Source organism: Mesorhizobium sp. BR1-1-15 (genome assembly GCF_020165475.1).
Lineage (GTDB): Bacteria > Pseudomonadota > Alphaproteobacteria > Rhizobiales > Rhizobiaceae > Mesorhizobium.
Genome location: NZ_JAIUIF010000024.1, coordinates 48,413 through 67,241, shown reverse-complemented (window position 1 = coordinate 67,241; position 18,829 = coordinate 48,413). Strand labels below are relative to the sequence as shown.

Genomic DNA, 18,829 nt, shown 5'->3' with positions numbered 1-18,829 from the left:
ATCCTGCAAGGTGGAGAACATCCGCTCCGAGCGGCCTCGCGCTTCAGGGGAATAGGCTGGAATATGTTCGATACCCAACTCATCTGCTTACGACACGGCGTTCCCGCCGCCTTGACAAAGAGGTCGCGGGCTCCTATCAAAGTTTGGGCAGATTGACCACATTATGGTCACATCGATGGCGACCTTGGAGGACGTGGTACAGGAACCGCTGACATGCCGATTGCGCTGGAGAAACTGGCCAGCCGCCGCGAACTCGAAGCCAAAATCAAGTCCGCGGCTCACTATCGGCGCATTGCGCAATCCAAAGGCCTCCCGTGCGAAAACCCTGATTCACCTGCGGCCATTCGTGCCGGCAGTGACACCCCGAACCGGAGGAAAGCCTTTGTCGAAACCCGCCGCCACCGTGTTGATACCAGGCTGGATGCACGAGCATGCCCGCTGCATGCTCGGAACGCATTTCAGCCTGGTCGAAACCCCTGACTGTGACATTCACGCCCATCTGTCCCCGGAGGTGCGGGCGTCAATTCGTGGCGTGGCCTGTCGCGCCACAATCGATCGGCAGTTCATAGACGCCCTTCCCAACCTTGAGATCATCGCCAGCTACGGCGTCGGCTACGACGCGGTGGATGCTGCCTACGCACGCAGCAAGAACGTCGTCGTCACGAACACCCCTGATGTCCTGAACGAGGAGGTCGCCGATCTCACGTTGGGGCTCCTTATCAGCGTCGTGCGCGAGATACCCAAGGCGGCAGCCTTCGTTCGCGGGGGCCGGTGGAAAGCATCCGACTACCCGCTTAGCCGTCTGACACTGCGGAACCGCAGGGTCGGCATCTACGGAATGGGGCGGATCGGTCGCTGCATCGCCCGACGAATTGAAGCGTTTGGGCTTCCTGTTGGCTATCACAGCCGGCGCCCGGCGGAGGGGGTTGCGTACGACTACTTTCCTTCACTGCTGGAACTTGCCAGTGCCGTCGATGTACTCATCTCCATCGTGCCGGGCGACCTGTCGACCGCAAACAGCGTGAATGCCGAGGTGCTGTCCGCCCTCGGGCCCGAGGGCGTGTTCATCAATGTAGGCCGCGGAACCGTCGTGGACGAGGATGCACTGATCGGCGCCCTGCGCACAGGAGCCATTGCGGCGGCCGGCCTCGACGTGCTCGCGGATGAACCCAATGTCTCCGAAGACCTGCTGGCGCTCGATAACCTGACGATCCTGCCGCATATCGGGTCCGCGTCGGTCAGTACGCGCACCGCAATGGCGGACCTCGTGGCCCAGAACGTGATCGCCTGGTTCCAGAGTGGAGCGGCGATCACACCCGTACCCTAGACAGCCTCCGATCAGCCGCCGAGGCCTCCTGCACTGTCAGCGGACGTTAGGATCCATGCACGTTAACCCAACAGGCAAGCATCCGATCGACAGGCCCTGAAGCGCCGCGGTGAGGCGTTGACAACCCATTAATAGTCTGCCCAATATGCATTGTTGGACATCGCGTCCACATTGTGGATTTTTCTGATCGGTCGATGCTTGGGGTTTCGGTCAGATTCGTGGTGTCACCATCGGTCAAGCAGAAAACGGAGGAGTGACTCTCATGAACCTATGGAAAGGCGGATTGGCCGTGGTGGCCGCGCTGGCGATCGGGGCGGTATCGTCCACCGCGGCGCTCGCACAGACGGTGTTCACCTGGACGCCAAAGCCGGTGGCGCTGGCACCATACAAGGCCCCGAACAAGCCACACACGACGATAGCCGACGTGCGCGCCAAGATTTCTCCCGCCAATCAGTCCAAGACTTGGCACCAGGAGATCGTCAGCGACGCGCACCTGCGGGCTTCATGGGTTCAGTTGGCGGTCGGTGATCAGTCGCCGGCCATGTTCATATCGGATACCCGCGCGGCCTTCATTGTCTGGGAAGGTTCGGTCGAGTTCACGATCGGGAGCGAGGCGCCGTTTACGGCCACCAAAGGCTTTATGGTCCAGGTTCCCGCGCGTACGCAGTTCCAGATGAAGAACGTCGGCGCGGTGCCGTCCTTGCACTTCGAGGTCTTCACCGCGGACGCCAAGATCACTTACCCGCAGGCGGCGGCAACCTTGCCTAAGCCGCAGCCGGGGATGACCTGGGCGTTGACGCGACAGGATCCGGGTGCAGAAGCCCTTGGGACGGGCAATTCTACTTTCAGGGATTTCCTTGCTTCGCCCTCGGGCGGCGCATTCGTAACCGCCCCTGGCTTGTTCGTTAACGCCATCCGCGGCCAGGCGTTCAACTGCAATATGCAGTCCCCCACGGCGCTCGGACACAGGCACATCAACTATGGTGAATTCTGGTTCATCATGGAAGGTCAGATCCAATACAACCTCGAAGGCCTGCCGGGCTTCGTCTCGGAGGCCGGCGACATTGTCTATGTCCCGGCCGGCCGGTGGCACTCGGCGGCGAACTATTGTCCGGGGAGTGACACGCGGATTGCCATCAATCCCTTCCCGACCGGTACGCATAACTGGCCGCCGACTGCCAGCCAGCCCAACCCACCGATGCCCCCGATCTCGGGCAAGGGATGGCTTGATTGATGTTGCCGGTGGCCCGTCCTCATCGTGAGGGCGGGCCGTTGGTCTGACCTGACTTTGGCGCAGGGGAGCATCGGCCGGGGTGTATTCGGGGGGGCGCGTTCATCGTGGCCGCAGAAATTGATCACACCGCCCGTCGGAGGCTCGTCGGCGCCGTAGCAGAAGCGGCGTACCGTCCGCTTCAGTAGCCAGGGACGCCATCGTTAGTCTTGGCCGAATAGGCCATTCTCGTACCGCCGGTCCTGTTCCTTAGTGGTTGCAGTTCCTGCATTCTGGTTCCTTTGAACCAATTCTTGGGAGGTTGAACTATGAAGAAAGTATTGTTTCTGACTGCGGCGCTGCTGGGAGGGCTCTTGGCCGCCGCTCCGGCCATGGCTCAGAACCCGCGCCTGGGCTACGTGCCTACGGAAGACCATCCGGTCGGACAGGCTTCGCGCTATTTTGCGAAGCTGGTGGAAGAGAAGACGGGCGGGCGCATCAAGATCGACACGTTCGGAAATGGCGTGCTCGGCAGCGAGCCCGAGATGCAGGCGTCGGTTCAGGCCGGATTCATCGATATCATGGTTGGTCCCACGCCCAACCTGGTCGGCGTCGTTCCGCAATTCATGATCTACGATCTTCCGTTTTTCTACAAGGACTTCGCCGCGGTCGATGCCGTCATGGACGGCGCGGTCGGCGAGCAGCTGTTTGCACAGCTGAAGGAAAAGACCGGCATCGTCGGTCTGGCGTGGTGGGACAACGGCTTCCGCCACATGACCAACAAGGTTCGTCCCGTCAAAACGGTGGACGATATGGCAGGGATCAACATCCGCGTCATACCCAATCCGTTGTTCATTGCGACCTGGACGGCTTTGGGAACCAATCCGACGCCGCTTCCTTGGCCTGAGCTGTACAGCGCGCTCGAAAATGGCGCCGTCGATGCCCAGGAGACGCCGTACGCTCTTATCTACACCGCAAGGTTCTATGAGGTGCAGAAGTATCTGACCAAGACGGGCCATGTCTATACGCCGTTTGTTCTTCTCGCGAGCCAGAAATGGTTTGGAAGCCTCTCCGAGGAGGACAAGGCAGCCGTCATGGAAGCTGCGAAGGAATCGGCAGCCTTCCAACGGGATCTTTCTCGCAAGGAGGCAGGGAAATTGGAGGCGGAGCTCGCGGCGAAGGGCTTCGAGATTTCCCAACCCACGCCTGAAGCGCTCGCAGCCATGACCGAACGCGTTGCGCCTGTCGTGAAAGAGTACAGCGAAAAGATCGGCGTCGATCTGGTCGACCAGGCGCGCGCCGCTATGGCGGCAGTTGCCAAGCCATAGAGGTCTTATGGCGCCGGAGCCAGGTTCGCCTGCTCCGGCGTCCATTTGCAGAAGCATCGTGCGTCCGAGTCAGTTTGAAGCCGCAAGCAGTGTGCGCGGCTTACGACACGTCGCAGACGCCAAGGTTCAACAAATTGACGATGCCCCGCGCTCCAATCCGGCTTCCGGCATCCGGCGCGACCGGCATCGATATCTCTCACCTCTAGTTGGGGACAATCAAAATGAAGAAGACGGCACTACTCTCATCCAAACGTTTCGCTTCGACACTTCTGGCCGCGACGGCGATGGCGCTGGTGTCTGCGCCGGCCCGGGCCGACGACAACTTCGCTAACGTCTCGCAGACGGGCAGCGGCAACACTGGCATGGTGGTCCAAGGTCCCGGCGACGAGAACGAAGTCGGCACCGCGACCGACGCGGCCAGCCAGAACGGCTCGGGCAACAGCCTCGACGTCGGGCAGGCCGGCAACCGCAACCAGGTGGGTACCCGCGGCACCGGCCTCGACCAGACCGGCGACGGCAATGTGCTGGTCATCGACCAGCTTTCCGACGGCAACCGCGTCAACCAGATCAACCAGGGCAGCGCAAGCGGCTCGGGGACGCTCAACAGCGCGACCGTCACCCAGCAGACCGCTTCGGGCGAGCCGGTGGATGGGCTCTCCACCGTCACTGGCATCGCACAGACGCATGTCTCGGGTGCTGCCAACACTGTGGCGATCACCCAGACCAGCGAAGGCGCCGGCGGCAACATCATCGGCACCGGCAACGCTGACTCCGTCAGCGGCGGAGTCACGCAGACCGGCGGCGGCAACGACGCCAACCTGAGTCAGACCGGGGCAGGCAACCGCATCGGCGCCTCGGTCCAGGACGGTCAGGGCAATGCGACGGCCATGAGCCAGGACGGCGACGGCAACGCGATCGACGGATCGCAGGTCGGCGATGGCAACACCGCGGACGCGTCGCAGGTCGGCAACTCGAACGGCACGACCGGCTTCGGCACCTTCGTCACCACCTCGTCCTCGGTGACGCAGGGCCTGATCAAGCAGGAAGGCAACGGCAACAGCCTGCTGCTCGACATTCTCGGTGACGGCAACCAGTTCGGCATCGACCAGTCCGGCTCGGGGAACGACGCGGTGGCTCGGGCGACCGGCAACGCCAACGAGTTCGCGGTGGGCCAGACGGGCGACGCGAATATCGGTCGGATCGCGATCGGAGACCGGGACGGCGCCAGCGACGAGAACCTGGTGGTCCTGAACCAGGACACCGGCTCCTCGTTCGGCAATGACGCCGAGATCCTGGTCGACGGAAACGGCAACACGGTGTCGGTCGATCAGCTCGGCGCGACCGGCTACAATGATGCGGGCGTCGACATCCAGGGCGACGACAACGACGTGGCTGTCGACCAGAACGGCAGCAATCAGGGCGACGTGTACGTCGTAGGAAACGCCAACGACGCAACGCTGGACCAGGACGGAGCCGTCAACAGCGCGCTGCTCGAGATCATCGGGCACGACAACGAGTTCGACGGTGACCAGTCCGGCGATTACAACGAGGCGACGGCGCGGGCGACCGGCAACGCCAACGACGTCACGATGAGCCAGACAGGAGGCACCAATATCGGCCAGATCCTGATCGGCGACCGGAACGGCGGCAGCGACGACAATGTCGTGGCTCTGAACCAGGACAGCGGCGCCTCGCTCGGCAATCAAGCCGAGATTCTCGTCGATGGAAACACCAACACGATTTCCGTCGACCAGCTCGGCGTGACCAGTCTCGATTACGGCAACAACGTGCTCGTCGACGTCTTCGGCGACACGAACCACGTCGCGGTCGACCAGGTCGGCAGGAACGAGGGCTTGGTGTCGGTGGTCGGAAACCTCAACACCGCATCGCTCGACCAGACCGGCGACTCCAACAACGGGCAGATCGAGATCCTCGGAGACAGCAACGAGCTGGCGGTGGTCCAGTCCGGCACGTTGAACGATGCGCTGGGCCTGGCGACCGGCAATGGCAACGAAGCGCTGATCAGCCAGGTTGGCAGCTTCAACACGGCCCTCATCACCTTCCAGGGTGACACGAACGGCGCGAACGGCTTGACTGGCGCTGCGGGAGCTCTGGCCGGCAGCTCTGGCGGCCTCCTCATGGCGGGCAGGGCCCTTCAGGACTCGTCCTCGGCCCTGACGGGGAACAGCCTGACCTATGAGGTCATCGGCAATCTGAACCAGTTCGCCTTTGCTCAGATCGGTGGCGGCAACTCCATCACCGGCCTCGTCGGCAACGCCGGCGCATCCAATGGAAACCAGGTCGCCGTGTTGCAAAACGGGTCGAACAACGTGACGTCGTTCACCCAGAACGGTGGCGGCTCGAACAACCTCTCCGTCTCGCAGTAAGCGCTATCGGCCGGGCGGGAAGCCGCCCGGCCGACGTCTTCGAGCAACATTCAACCGCGTGACAGGAGTTACACGATGACACTCAAGCTGACACTTGCGACCACCACGGCGGTCGGACTTTTGATGGGGGCGGCACTCGCAGGCAGCGAGAACGAGGCCTATATCGACCAGATCGGCGACGGTAACTCGGCCTCCATCGTCCAGGGTCAGTCGAACGGTTCGGCCGTCGGCAACAGAGCCGGACATACGACGCAGCGAATCCGGCAGGACGGCACCGACAACGAGCTGATCATCAACCAGACGCATGACTCGAACGTGAACAGCCCGCCGCGCAACCAGATCAACCGGGCAGGAGCGCCGGGCGACCAGGCGGGTCTTGGCATCGACCAGATCGGAAACTCCAACTATCTGCGAATCGATCAGACGGGTGCCAACCAGGCCGTCTTCGAGGTGCAGCAGAATGGCGGCACGTCTGCGACGACCTCTTCCAACAACGCAACGATCACCCAGAACGGCGGCTGGTCGGCACGCGTCTCCAACTTGCGGCAGACCTTCACCGGCGGCGCCGCGGACGGTTCCAACGACGTCACCATCACCCAGACCGGCCAGTCTTCGCGCGTGGGCAACACCAGCAGCGGCCCGCGCAATGACGGCAGTGGCGCGCACCAGACCGGCTTCGGCAACCAGCTGACCGTCAACCAGACTGGCAATTCCCAGCTCGTCTACACGGCGACGCAGATCAACAGCGCCTCGAGCGGCGGCACGAACGTCGCGTCGGTGACCCAGGGCGGCGGCAATGGCAACCAGATTCGCGAGCTGAGCCAGACCAACACCGGCACCCTGGACAACACCGCGAGGCTGACCTTCTCGGGTGCCGGCAACGGGGTGACGTCCGGCGTCTTCACCGGGGTGGCGCTGGGCGTGGGGATCTCCCAGTCGCGCATTCGCCAGACCGGGGAAGGCAACGACCTGAGCTATGTCGCGACCGGCGACGGCAACCTGTTCGGCTTCGTCCAGGACGGGCTGGGTAACCGGATCGTCGGCACTGTGGACGGAAATGCCAATCAGGTCGCGGTATCGCAGGAAGGCGACGTCAACAGCGCCGAACTCGAGATCCGCGGAGACAGCAACCAGTTCGGCATTGCCCAGATTGGCGAGGCAAACGAGGCGCTGGCGTTTGCGAACGGCAACTCCAACGAACTTACACTGAGCCAGATCGGAATCGCCAATCTCGGCGAGGTCCTGATCGGATCCCGGACCGCCGGCAGCAGCGACGACAATGCGGTGGTCCTGAACCAGGACAGCCTCGCTTCGTTCGGCAATGTCGGCGAGATCGACGTCGACGGGAACGCCAACACGATTTCGCTCGACCAGCTGGGCGTGATCGGCAGCAACTACGGGACCGTCGACATTCTCGGCGACGAGAACGCCGTGGCGGTGGACCAGGACGGCAGCAATACGGGCGAGGTGTTCGTCACCGGAAACCTCAACGTCGTTTCGCTCGACCAGGAAGCCATCTCCTCCTTCGGTAATGAAGCCGGGATCCGCGTCGATGGAAACAGCAACAACCTTGTCGTCGATCAACTCGGCGCGGCCGGCTCCAACGAAGCGACAGTCGACATCCAGGGCGACCAGAACGACGTGGCGGTCGACCAGGAGGGCAGCAATACGGGCGGGATGGTCGTCACCGGAAACCTCAACGGCGCAACGCTCGCCCAGGACGGCGCCATCAACAGCGCGCTCATCGAGATCTACGGGGACGGCAACCAGTTCGACGTCGATCAGGACGGCACCTTCAACGACGCGGTGGCGCTGGCGAACGGCAATGCCAATGAGGTCACGCTGAGTCAGACAGGAGACGTGAATACCGGCTCTGTCGACATCTTCGGCGACCAGAACGATGTAGCGATCGACCAGAACGGCAGCTTCAATACGGTCAGCATGACCTTCCAGGGGGACTCGAACGGCAGTGGCAGCCTGACCGGCGCCGCGGGATTGCTGGTCAGCACGTCTGGCGGTCAACTCGTGGCGGGCAGGGCGCTTCAGGACTCGTCCTCGGCGCTGTCGGGCAACAGCCTGACCTATGACGTCGTCGGCAATCTGAACGAGTTCGCCTTCGCCCAGATCGGCGGCGGCAACACGATCGACGGGTCGGTCATGGGAACCGGCAACGAGGTCGCGATCGTCCAGGCGGGGAACAGCAACTATGCATCGTTCAGCCAGATCGGCAGCTCAAACAGCATCGGCGTCTCGCAGTAGGGTTGCCAGGCCGCCCCGCCAGCACGTCCCGTAAAAGCGCAGTGAGGCCGGGCGCAGGCGCAATAGCGATCCTGTCATGTACGTGGGGGAAAGCGGCAGGGTGGCGGAAACGGTGCCTGGAAGTGTTTGCAAGAAACGCCGTTATGGCGGTTTTCATTCGCAAGGTGTTGGGGGAGATGAGATGATGAAGACTGCTTGTGCGGCGCTTCTGACCGCTGGCGTTGTTCTGGCTGCCGCGGGCGGTTCGGTCGCTCAGGATATGGTCTACACTCCGGTCAACCCCTCCTTCGGCGGCAGCCCGCTGAATTCGTCTCACCTGCTCGGCCTCGCCAACGCCCAGCGTACGGCCACGGCCCGCACGCCAGGCCCGGGCACGGATTCGACGGATCCGAGCGATCCGGGCTCCACCGACGCGGACCTCTTCATCCGCCAGCTCCAGAGCCGCCTGCTTTCGGGGCTCGCGAGTCAGGTTACCGAGGCGATCTTCGGTGACAATCCCCAGGACTCGGGTACGGTCCGTTTCGGTGAGACGACCGTCACCTTCGAGCGGACCGTCGATTCGATCCGGCTGATCATCACTGACCCGACCGGCGTCACCGAGATCGTGGTGCCCCTGCTGGTCGCGACAAACAACACCGTGAATTCCCTCATGCAGGGCGCTGGTGGCCTGGAGTCGGGCAACGCTCTGTCCGGCGGATTGAACACCGGCGCCCTGAGCGGCGACCTGACGTCGAGCACGTCGCTCAGCCCGGGGCTCAATTGATTTCGATGCGGGATGGATCAGTGCGAGTGCGGGCAGCGGCCTCACGGGAGGCCGACATGCCGAAAAGCCGGCGCTTTGGGACAAAGATCGCAAGGGTCGCCGTCGTAGGCGCACTCGTGTCAGTGCTTGGCGGATGCCAGGCGGTGCCGACCGAAGGCGTTCTGCAGCCTGTTTATACGCCTGTGACGAAGCAGAGCCACAGCCTGCGCACCATCCCGGCCCCCTCGAAGCGAATTACCGTCGCCGTCTACGATTTCCCCGATCTCACCGGCCAGTACAAGGAACGCGAGAACGTCCAGACCCTGTCGCGGGCTGTCACCCAGGGCGGTGCGCCCATGCTGATCAAGGCCTTGCAGGATGCTGGCGAGAAGCGCTGGTTCACTGTGCTCGACCGTGCCCGCCTTGACGACCTGCTCAAGGAACGGCAGATCGTCACCGAGATGCGGCGGCTCTACCGCAACGAGCAGCGTATCGACGCGCGGATCCTGCCGCCGCTCGATCACGCGGGCATCATCCTCCAGGGCGGAATCACCGGTTACGACACCAACACCATGACGGGCGGCATCGGCGCGCGCTACCTGGGCATCGGCGGCGATGTGAAGTGGCAGCAGGACACTGTGACCGTCACTTTGCGGGCCGTTTCGACGAACACGGGCGAGGTGCTGTCCAGCGTGGCGGTCCACAAGATGATCGCCTCCTACGCGCTGCAGGGCGGTGCATTCCGCTATGTCGCCCTGGACAAGATCCTCGAGGCTGAGGCGGGCGTCACCCAGAACGAGCCCAAGCAGATCGCCGTGCAGCAGGCCATCGAGAAGGCGGTGATGGGTATGATCATCGAGGGCGCCGAACTCGGTGTCTGGTCGTTCGAGGACCGGGATGCAGGACGCGAGCTGATAGCCGACTACCGCAACGAGAAGTATGGCACCAAGCTGACCGCGGCCGCTGAAATCGTGCCGCCGCCCAAGACACGCAACGCCGCGGACGTCGTCGAGACGACAGCCGCATGGCCGCGCGCGGCGGCTGCGCCGCGACGCACGACTCCGGCTCTGGCGGCTCCGCCGCCGGGCGCGCCCGTCCCCGTGGCTCCGCCTCCCGCAGCGCCGGACGAAACCGTCGGCTCGCTTGAGCCGGGCGTGGCCGTTCCCGAGGCTTCGCCTGCGGTCGCCGGCGCGGCGACGGCGCCAAACCCTGCCGCGACTCCGAAGGCGGCCCGGCAACGTGACTATGTGGCCTCGATAGCGCCGGTGCGTTGACGATGCTCATGGGCCCTCTCAATCCGTTCTCCAACGCAAAGGGCGGTGTGGCGCTTACCCTCCTGGCGTCGGTGCACGGCGACAGCAACCAGTTCGGTGGCGTTGCGCCTCAGGCTGGTTCTGGCAGAGCGCCGTCGTGCTCCAGCAATGACCTTGTCTTCGGTCGGACCGGAGAAAGCGACGTTGCTTCAACTTTGATCGATCCCGAGGCCCGAATATTAGGCAGCACTTGCGATGATCTCCCCACATTACGAGGGGACTGTAACAATGAATCTGCATTCTGTCTTTGTTGCGGGCGTCGTCTTGGCGTCGGCGCCTGCCCAGGCCGGCAACGAACTGGTTATCCTGGCCCAGCACGGGTTGTCCAATTCGCTCATGCTCGGCGTGAGCGGCAGCCTCAATGCGGTGTCCGTTCTTCAGGCCCACCACGGTCTCGGCGCGGCGAACGTGATCGACGTCAACATCGAGAGCGATTTCAACGGCGGCCCGCTTGGCCCGTCCTTCATCGGAGCGATCCTCTCGGCTGGCCTCACGCCCGGTTCGATCACACGGAGCGGATTCGACGACCACATCATCGCCAGCGTAACCGGCAGCTACAATCTCTTCACTTTCGCGCAGGAGGGCAGCGGCGACCGGCTTACAGCCTCGATCTCGGGCATGGCAAATCAGGCAGCCGTCACCCAATCCGGAAGAAATAACGTCGTGGGATTTTCACAGTCCGGAAACGGCAATACGGTCAGCGTCTCGCAGACATCCTGGTGACGCAACACAGGGAGCTTGTTCGCATCATGCGCAAATCTACGGCTGTTCTGGCGAGCGCTCTCGTCTTATGTTCCTCTCCGGCCTTTGCTGGCGACAATAACGTCCTGAAGATCATCCAGACCAGCCCTCCTGGCGCGCTCGAGGGAAACGTCCTGTCGTCAGACCAGTCGCGCGCCACCGGTTCGCTTGTCGCCGGCCCGACGCAGCAGATGATCGATAACGCGCTCGGCGGCACGCTTGCTGTCGGCGACCTGTACCGGATGGACCAGGCGACTGCGCCGTCCGCGCTTCAGACAGGCCAGGGCAACACCGCAACGCTGACCATCGAAGGCGATGGTGGTCAGTTGTTTCTTCTCCAGGACAATTCGGCTGGCGGGACGTTGGGCAATTCGGCTCAGTTGAGCGCATTTGGAGCCGATTCCCTTGGCGCCGTCCTGCAGCTCGGCGATGGCAACGATGCATCGCTGACCGTAGGCGGTGGCGCAACCGGTCTGATCGTGCAGAACGGCAGCGGCAATGCCAACTCACTCACCGTGGGTTCTGGTGGCAGCGGCGAGATAGTTCAGAACGGCAACGGCAACACCTTCTCCACGTCCGTGGCGGCCAACACCGCCGTGACCATCACGCAGAACGGCAACAATCTTAGCCCGGTAGGCGTGACAGGCATGCAGGTGTTCTCGACGGCGCCGGGAACAGTTTCGATCACCCAGACCGGTTTCTAGCGATGCGCGGCGCGGCTGCACTCGTCGTGGGTCTTGCCGCCGCCTGCGGTGCAGGCGGCGCGGTGGCGCAGCACGGAGGCGCCGTCGCGGTCCCCTCCATCGCCATCGTGCCCACGGGCGCCGGGGTCCAGATCACTGCATCGGCCGTCGGCCTTGGCGTTGTGGAGATCGAGGGCTCGGTTGAGATCGACCGGACGGGCGGCTCGGGCACGATGACCACGCGCCAGAACCGCACACTGAGGCTCTCCGCCGGCCAATCCCAGGACATAGCCAGGACTGCGCTGTCTCTCGCCAAGGGCGACCACATCTCCATCAGGGTTGTTCTCCGGCAGGACGGCAGGGTCGTCGGCCAGGCCGAGGTTTCGGCGGGCGAGCCCTGAGGAAGTCGCTAGCTCCCTAATTTTCGACTTTCGCGTAGCGGAGAGGGCATCATGAAGGTTGCGAGATTTTTGACCGTCGTTCTGGCCGTGGCGGGCATGTCGTTCCCGGCCACGGTGGTACGGGCGCAGTCCGTGGACCAGTTCGTTCAGGCATTCAGCGGCACTTGGCAGCTCGTTGATGCGCGCTATTCCAACCTTCCCTCAACTTGCCACATGGCGCTGGGGTCGACAGCCGATGCGAACGGCCGCTTCGCCATTAAGGGGCTGGGCTGCCGCGGCGATGCCGCTCTGGTCAGTTCCTGGGGCGTGAGCGAGGGTCAGATGGCCCTGTTCGATGCGGCCGGAGCGGTGATCGCCCGTCTTGGCGGCAACCAGCGGCGGATCAGCGGCACCAGCGTATCGGGCGCTCCGCTGATCTTCGAGAAGGTCGGTGTTGCCGGAACGGCGGCCATGCTCAAGACTGCCAAGCGGGCCGGGGGCTGCTTCTATTCGGGCTTCACCGGCAAGTGCGCGGATGCGGCACAGGCCGCGCCTCCCGCGCCGGAAGGCGCCAGCGTCCAGGTCCTGGTTAACCTGAACGTCCGCGCCGAGGCGCGCGACGACGCCGAGGTGGTCGGCGTGGTTCCGTCGCAAACCTGCGTCACGACCGAACTGTGCATGACGGCGACCGACGGCGCCTGGTGCCGCGCCAAGTTCGGGGAGAGGACCGGATGGATGCGCAAGTTGGCCTTGCGCCAGAACCGCTGGGCCATCGTCACCTTCGACAACTCTTGCCCCAAGCAGGGCGGCTAACTCTCTATGAGGTCTTTCGGTACGCGGACGTGAACATAGTAGATGCCATTTCGGATGATTGTGTTTGGTATCTTGCGCATGTCGTCCATTCCTCGACTGTATCACAGCGTGTGTGACAGTCGAGGTGGGTCAAACCCTTGGAAAATAACGCTTCAGGAAAATCAGCGGCTTGGGGGGAAATGGTGCCCAGAGGCGGATTCGAACCACCGACACGCGGATTTTCAGTCCGCTGCTCTACCAACTGAGCTATCTGGGCCTGTTCCGGCTTACGAAAACTCGCGCTCCGGATTTCATGGAAGCGCCGTGGGCGTCCCCTTGAAAGCGCGTGGGTTATAGCATGGGAATCCGGCCTGTCCAGCGCCCAGATGTGGATTTCCGGCAGGAAAAGAAGTGCCGCCCGATCCGCTGGTTTCCGCGCCTCACCGCCGCTATCGGGCGCCCGCCAATCCCTTGCGAAAATCCGTAGGTGTCATGCCGGCGAGCTTCCGGAACGACTTGTTGAAGGCGCTGAGCGAACCGAAGCCCGAATCCATCGCGACCCTGAGCACATTGGCGTCCTGGTGCATGAGCAGCGCCTGCGCATAGCTCAGCCGCAACAGGTTGACATATTCGTTGAGCGTCATGCCGGTCGATTTCTTGAAGATGCTCATGGCGTATTTGGGATGGAGGTCGGCGGCCGCCGCTATGTTCATGCAATCGATGTCGTAGAGGAAATTCTCGGCGATGAAATCGCACATGCGCCCGACATTGCGCGACGACTGCTGGTCGAACGGGCTGCCCGCTTCCTGTCCGGCCGCGTTTTCCGGCACCAGCCTGTAGGGCTCGAACCGCACCCGCTCGAGCCGCAGCAACAGTTCGTTGACGGCGTGCTCGGCCTTGGCCGGGTCGCCGGAGCGGGCGTAGCGGTTCCAGCGGTCGAAATTATCGTTGTCGGACTGATCGGTGGCGCTGGTCACCAGCGTGGCACCCGTCATCAGCCGGTGACGTATGTCAGCCGGCAGATGCAGCCGGAAGAAATGCACCAGCGGCAGATGCGCGCCGGCATAGATGGCGTCGTCGCTCAAATCGTCCATCTGGTGCGGCAGTCCGCCCCAGAACAGACACATCTCACCGGCCGAAAGCGAGATTTCGTGGTCGTTCATGCGGTAATGCACGCTGCCGCGCACGATGAAGTTCACCTCGACCTGCGCATGCCAATGCGGCTTGAGCATCACCAGGGGAGCGGTGTGGAACATCTGCAACAGCAGCGGCATTCCTTCCACGCTGCTGGCGCCAGGCTGGTAAAACTGCCGGTCCGGCATCTTACTTTCCGCCAATTTCGTATTCCCTTTGTCGGGGACAAGCCTTCCGCACCGCATAGTCTAGCCCGGCTCGCAGAGAGAGCAAATGAAATGGGAGGATTTCAATGCGCATCACACTGTCCTGCGCCGCGCTCGCGCTTGCCTTGGGTTCAGCCCCGGCCTTCGCGCAATCGGGCGAAATCACCATCTGGAGCTGGAACATCGCCGCCTCGTCGCTGAAGGCGACGATTGCCGGGTTCAACAAGCTGCATCCTGACATCAAGGTCACCGTCCAGGATCTCGGCAACCAGCCGACCTATGACAAATCGATCGCCGGCTGCGCCGCCGGTGGCGTCGGCCTGCCTGATGTCGTCACCATCGAGAACGGCGAGGCCGAGAATTACTGGAGCCAATTTCCCGATTGCTTTGTCGACCTGCACACGCTGGGCTACAGCGCAGAGGACCAGGCGAAATTCCCCGATTTCAAGCGCACCGAGCTCGAAGTCGGCGACAAGGCCTATGCAATGCCGTGGGATTCCGGCCCGGTCGCCGCCTTCTACCGCCGCGACTTCTACGAAAAGGCCGGCGTCGATCCGGCGTCGATCAAGACCTGGGACGATTTCATTGCCGCCGGCAAGAAGATCCAGGCCGCCAATCCCGGCGTCACGATGACCAACGCCGACTTCAACGGCGACACCGAATTCTTCCGCATGATCTCCAATGAACAGGGCTGCGGCTATTTCTCCGAGGATGGCCAGTCGATCACGGTGAACCAGCCGAAATGCATCGATACGCTGGCCAAGATCAAGGAGATGAAGGACGCCGGCGTCATCTCCTCGGCCGACTGGGGCACCAAGATCACCAACAACACCGCCGGCACCGTCGCCACCCAGGTCTATGGCGGCTGGTATGAAGGCACCATCCGCACCGAATCGGCTGGCGAAAACGGCAAATGGGGCGTCTACCTGATGCCGAGCCTTACCGCCGACGGGCCACGCGCCGCCAATCTCGGCGGGTCGTCGCTGGCCATCGCTTCCGGGTCGAAGAACAAGGAAGCGGCTTACGAGTACCTGAAATACACGCTCGAAACCAATGAGGGCCAGATCACCATGCTGAAGGAGTTCGGCCTCGTTCCCTCGCTGGTCTCGGCGCTGAACGACCCCTACGTCTCTGAAGGCCTGCCCTATTGGGGCGGCCAGGCGGTGTGGAAGGACATCCTCGCCACCCTGCCCAAGATCGTCCCCAGCCGCGGCACGCAGTTCCAGAGCGACGCCGAAATCATCATGCGCGCGGTGCAGACCAAATATCTCGCCGGCGGCTATCCCGATGCCAAGGCGGCACTCGACGATGCCGCCGGCCAGATCGCGGCGGCGACCGGACTGCCGGTCAAGTCATAACCTCCCAGACGGGGTCCGGGCAGGCATGCCCCCCCCCCCCCCGACCGCGGCCCGCGGGGCTTCCTCGCGGGACGTGTGAAATGTCGCATGTCCCGACCAACCGGTTGCCGCTGCGCGCGGGACCACAGCTTGAAACGCCGACGAGAGAAGGAGGAGCACGATGCGCAACCGCAACGCCACGGCCTATCGTTTCCTCGCGCCCTATTTGCTGATCTTCTCCGTCTTCTGGGTATGGCCGATCATCTCTTCGTTCGTGATCTCGTTCCAGGCGACGCGCACCGTGCCCTGGCGCTTTGCGCCCGGCTTCAACTGGGGCCGGCTGATCGGCGATCCGGCCTTCTTCAATGCCTTGAAGAACACGCTGCTCATCCTCGTCATCCAGGTGCCGGTGATGATCGCGCTGGCGATGGTGATGGCCGTGCTTTTGAATTCGCCGCTCCTGAAGGCGAGAGGACTTTACCGCTTCGCCTTCTTCGCTCCCGTGGTGGTCGGCGAGGTCGCCTATTCCGCGGTGTTCCGGCTGATGTTCAACCTCGATTTCGGCATCATCAACAAGCTCCTGAACAGCGTTGGGCTGCCCAAGATCGACTGGTTCTCCAATGTCACGCCGGCCATGGCGCTGATCATGATCGCGGTCACCTGGCGCTGGGCCGGCTACAACGCCATCATCCTTCTGGCCGGCATGCAGTCCATCCCCGAGGACGTCTACGAGGCGGCGACGCTCGACCGGGTCAGCAAGCTCAAGCAGTTCTTCTTCATCACCTTGCCGCTGTTGAAGCCGGTCATCGTGTTCTGCACCGTGCTGTCGATCATCGGCACCATGCAGCTGTTCACCGAGCCGTTCCTGATCACCGAACGCGGCGGGCCGGGCGGCGGCACCGAGACGCTCGGCCTGCTGCTCTATCGCCAGGGCTTCCGGTCGCTCAATTTCGGCTACGCCTCGGCCGTCGCCTACACCATGGCGGGGCTGGCGATCGCCATCACGCTGGTGCAACTGTGGCTGACGAGGGAACCGAAATGAGCTCGCTCGCCTCGGCCAGGCTGAAGCGCAGCCTCTTGCTGCATCTTTTCCTCACGCCACTGGCGCTGATCTGGCTGTTTCCGCTATGGATGATGGTCGTGTTCTCGACCATGCCGGACAACGGCATCTTCAGCCCCGGCATCGAGTTGCTGCCGCACGGCAATTTCGTGGACAATTTCAACAACCTGCAGCGCGACACCGACTTTGTCGGCGCGATTTTCATCTCCGTCTCGGTGGCGGTCACCTACACTTTTCTGTCGGTGCTGCTGACGTCGATGGCCGGCTGGGCGCTGGCGCGTTACCGGTTCGTCGGCAAGGGCTTGGTCGTCGCCATCATCCTGGGCACCATCACGCTTCCCTATGCGGTGGTGCTGATCCCGCAATTCATCATGGTGGCGCGCGATTTCAAGCTCGCCAATACCTGGGTGGCGCTGATCGTGCCGCCGCTGTTCAATTCGCTGGGCGTGCTGTTCATGCGCCAGAGCTTTTCCATGATGCCCGATGACCTGTTCGATGCCGCCCGCGTCGAAGGCGTGAAGGAGTGGCGCATCTTCGTCTTCATCGCGCTGCCGCTGGCGCGGCCGATGCTGGCCGCCCTTTGCATCATCCTGTTCCTGGCGTCCTGGAACAATTATCTCTGGCCGCTTTTGATCAACAGCCAGCCCGGCGCGATGACCGCACCGGTGGCGCTCGGCACGCTGATCGGCCTCACCAAAGTGTCGTGGGGCGGCATCATGGCGGGCGCGGTAATGCTGACGGTGCCGATGCTGATCGTGTTCGTGCTGCTGCAACGCCATTTCATTGCCGGCATCGCCGCCGGCGCGGTCAAGTAAGGGTAGGCATGGCAACCGTCACGCTCACGAATGTCGTCAAGCGCTTCGGCGTTTTCGAGGTCGTCCATGGCGCCAACATCGACATCAGGGATGGCGAGTTCGTCGTGTTCGTCGGTCCGTCTGGCTGCGGCAAGTCCACGCTGCTCAGGATGATCGCCGGGCTGGAGGATATCAGCGATGGCGAGATCGCCATCGGCGGCAAGGTGGTCAACGATGTCGAGCCGGCCGACCGCGGCATAGCCATGGTGTTCCAGTCCTACGCGCTCTATCCGCATATGAACGTGGAGCAGAATCTCTCCTTCGGCCTGCGTATGACCGGCAATCCGAAGGCCGACACCGACCGCAGGGTGAAACGGGCGGCCGAGATCCTGCGCATCAGCGAATTGATGGAGCGCCGTCCGAAGAAACTCTCCGGCGGCCAGCGCCAGCGCGTTGCCATCGGCCGCGCCATCGTGCGCGAGCCGCAGGTGTTCCTGTTCGACGAGCCGCTGTCCAACCTCGACGCCGAACTGCGCGTCCAGATGCGGGTCGAGATCTCGCGCCTGCACAAGGAGCTCGGCACCACCATGATCTATGTCACGCACGACCAGACCGAGGCGATGACGCTCGCCGACCGGATCGTCGTGCTGCGCGGCGGCCATGTCGAGCAGATCGGCCGCCCGCTCGATCTTTATGACAATCCCGACAATCAGTTCGTGGCCGGTTTCGTCGGCTCGCCGAAGATGAATTTCATCGAGGGCCGCGTCGTCGGCTGCGATGCGCGCGGGGTCGTGGTGGAACTCGCTGGCCAGGAGAAGACCCGCATCACGCAGCCGTTGAAGGGCGCCGCGTCCGCAATCGGCAGCAAGGTCATCGTTGGCGTGCGACCCGAACATTTTGGCAGCGCCGGAGAAGGCGACGCCGATCTTGCCGTCACCATCGATGTGGTCGAGCACCTGGGCGGTACGAGCTTTCTCTACGCCAGAACGGCCAATGGGGAGGACGTGGTGATCCAGCGCGACGCGGCCAAGGTCCCCGAGACATCAGAGATCATCGTATCCATCCGCAAATCCTACCTGTTCGACGAAAAAGGGCTGCGGCTGCGCTGATCGGCTGCCCTTTCCCATCCCGCAAGG

16 protein-coding genes and 1 tRNA gene are annotated in these 18,829 nt (G+C 63.1%); 15 read left to right on the top strand and 2 right to left on the bottom strand.

Annotated elements, in window-relative coordinates; genetic code table 11:
* The first annotated feature begins 382 nt into the window (after positions 1–382).
* The 11 genes from LB541_RS27070 (at position 383) to LB541_RS27020 (ending at position 13,183) form a co-directional block, all read left to right on the top strand.
* A complete protein-coding gene (locus LB541_RS27070) occupies positions 383–1,327 on the top strand; it encodes a 2-hydroxyacid dehydrogenase (protein ID WP_224619989.1) in 945 nt (314 codons plus the stop codon).
* A 262-nt stretch (positions 1,328–1,589) separates the two neighbouring features.
* The gene (locus LB541_RS27065) at positions 1,590–2,561 is read left to right on the top strand and encodes a cupin domain-containing protein (RefSeq protein ID WP_140500993.1); all 972 of its coding nucleotides are present in this window, start codon (positions 1,590–1,592) and stop codon (positions 2,559–2,561) included.
* A 305-nt stretch (positions 2,562–2,866) separates the two neighbouring features.
* Complete coding sequence (locus LB541_RS27060) at positions 2,867–3,865, top strand: TRAP transporter substrate-binding protein (protein ID WP_140658418.1); 999 nt, start codon at positions 2,867–2,869, stop codon at positions 3,863–3,865.
* A 221-nt stretch (positions 3,866–4,086) separates the two neighbouring features.
* The gene (locus LB541_RS27055; protein WP_224619987.1) at positions 4,087–6,252 is read left to right on the top strand and encodes a beta strand repeat-containing protein; all 2,166 of its coding nucleotides are present in this window, start codon (positions 4,087–4,089) and stop codon (positions 6,250–6,252) included.
* Positions 6,253–6,327: 75 nt separating this feature from the next.
* Entirely contained in the window at positions 6,328–8,511 is a 2,184-nt protein-coding gene (locus tag LB541_RS27050) for a beta strand repeat-containing protein (RefSeq protein ID WP_140686518.1), read from the top strand.
* A 181-nt stretch (positions 8,512–8,692) separates the two neighbouring features.
* Complete coding sequence (locus tag LB541_RS27045) at positions 8,693–9,274, top strand: curli assembly protein CsgF (RefSeq protein ID WP_210239494.1); 582 nt, start codon at positions 8,693–8,695, stop codon at positions 9,272–9,274.
* 56 nt (positions 9,275–9,330) lie between these two features.
* Positions 9,331–10,527: a CsgG/HfaB family protein gene (locus tag LB541_RS27040; protein WP_181170965.1), complete on the top strand. Its 1,197-nt coding sequence runs from the start codon at positions 9,331–9,333 to the stop codon at positions 10,525–10,527.
* Between the two features lie 267 nt (positions 10,528–10,794).
* On the top strand, positions 10,795–11,289 hold the full coding sequence (locus tag LB541_RS27035; RefSeq protein ID WP_224619985.1) for a hypothetical protein: 495 nt from the start codon (positions 10,795–10,797) through the stop codon (positions 11,287–11,289).
* Between the two features lie 26 nt (positions 11,290–11,315).
* A complete protein-coding gene (locus LB541_RS27030; RefSeq protein ID WP_140525781.1) occupies positions 11,316–12,011 on the top strand; it encodes a hypothetical protein in 696 nt (231 codons plus the stop codon).
* A gap of 62 nt (positions 12,012–12,073) precedes the next feature.
* Positions 12,074–12,391, top strand: a complete 318-nt coding sequence (gene csgH / locus LB541_RS27025) for a curli-like amyloid fiber formation chaperone CsgH (protein WP_181167438.1) — start codon at positions 12,074–12,076, stop codon at positions 12,389–12,391.
* A 69-nt stretch (positions 12,392–12,460) separates the two neighbouring features.
* Positions 12,461–13,183 carry an AprI/Inh family metalloprotease inhibitor gene (locus tag LB541_RS27020; protein ID WP_181172013.1) on the top strand — a complete coding sequence of 241 codons (723 nt, stop codon included), beginning with the start codon at positions 12,461–12,463 and terminating at the stop codon, positions 13,181–13,183.
* Positions 13,184–13,363: 180 nt separating this feature from the next.
* Here LB541_RS27020 and LB541_RS27015 read toward each other — a convergent pair.
* Together LB541_RS27015 and LB541_RS27010 are read right to left on the bottom strand one after the other, a co-directional pair.
* Positions 13,364–13,439, bottom strand: a tRNA-Phe gene (locus LB541_RS27015).
* A gap of 172 nt (positions 13,440–13,611) precedes the next feature.
* Entirely contained in the window at positions 13,612–14,484 is an 873-nt protein-coding gene (locus LB541_RS27010) for a helix-turn-helix domain-containing protein (protein ID WP_140633737.1), read from the bottom strand.
* 104 nt (positions 14,485–14,588) lie between these two features.
* On the opposite strand from LB541_RS27010, the gene LB541_RS27005 reads away from it, so the two are divergent.
* The 4 genes from LB541_RS27005 (at position 14,589) to LB541_RS26990 (ending at position 18,802) form a co-directional block, all read left to right on the top strand.
* Entirely contained in the window at positions 14,589–15,860 is a 1,272-nt protein-coding gene (locus tag LB541_RS27005; protein ID WP_140567750.1) for an extracellular solute-binding protein, read from the top strand.
* A gap of 160 nt (positions 15,861–16,020) precedes the next feature.
* Complete coding sequence (locus LB541_RS27000) at positions 16,021–16,881, top strand: carbohydrate ABC transporter permease (RefSeq protein WP_224619984.1); 861 nt, start codon at positions 16,021–16,023, stop codon at positions 16,879–16,881.
* On the top strand, positions 16,878–17,714 hold the full coding sequence (locus LB541_RS26995; protein WP_140513329.1) for a carbohydrate ABC transporter permease: 837 nt from the start codon (positions 16,878–16,880) through the stop codon (positions 17,712–17,714). Before LB541_RS27000 ends, LB541_RS26995 begins: the two co-directional genes overlap by 4 nt.
* An 8-nt stretch (positions 17,715–17,722) precedes the next feature.
* Positions 17,723–18,802 (top strand): ABC transporter ATP-binding protein, encoded by a 1,080-nt coding sequence (locus tag LB541_RS26990; protein WP_140672512.1) that lies wholly within the window; start codon positions 17,723–17,725, stop codon positions 18,800–18,802.
* Positions 18,803–18,829 lie beyond the last annotated feature (27 nt).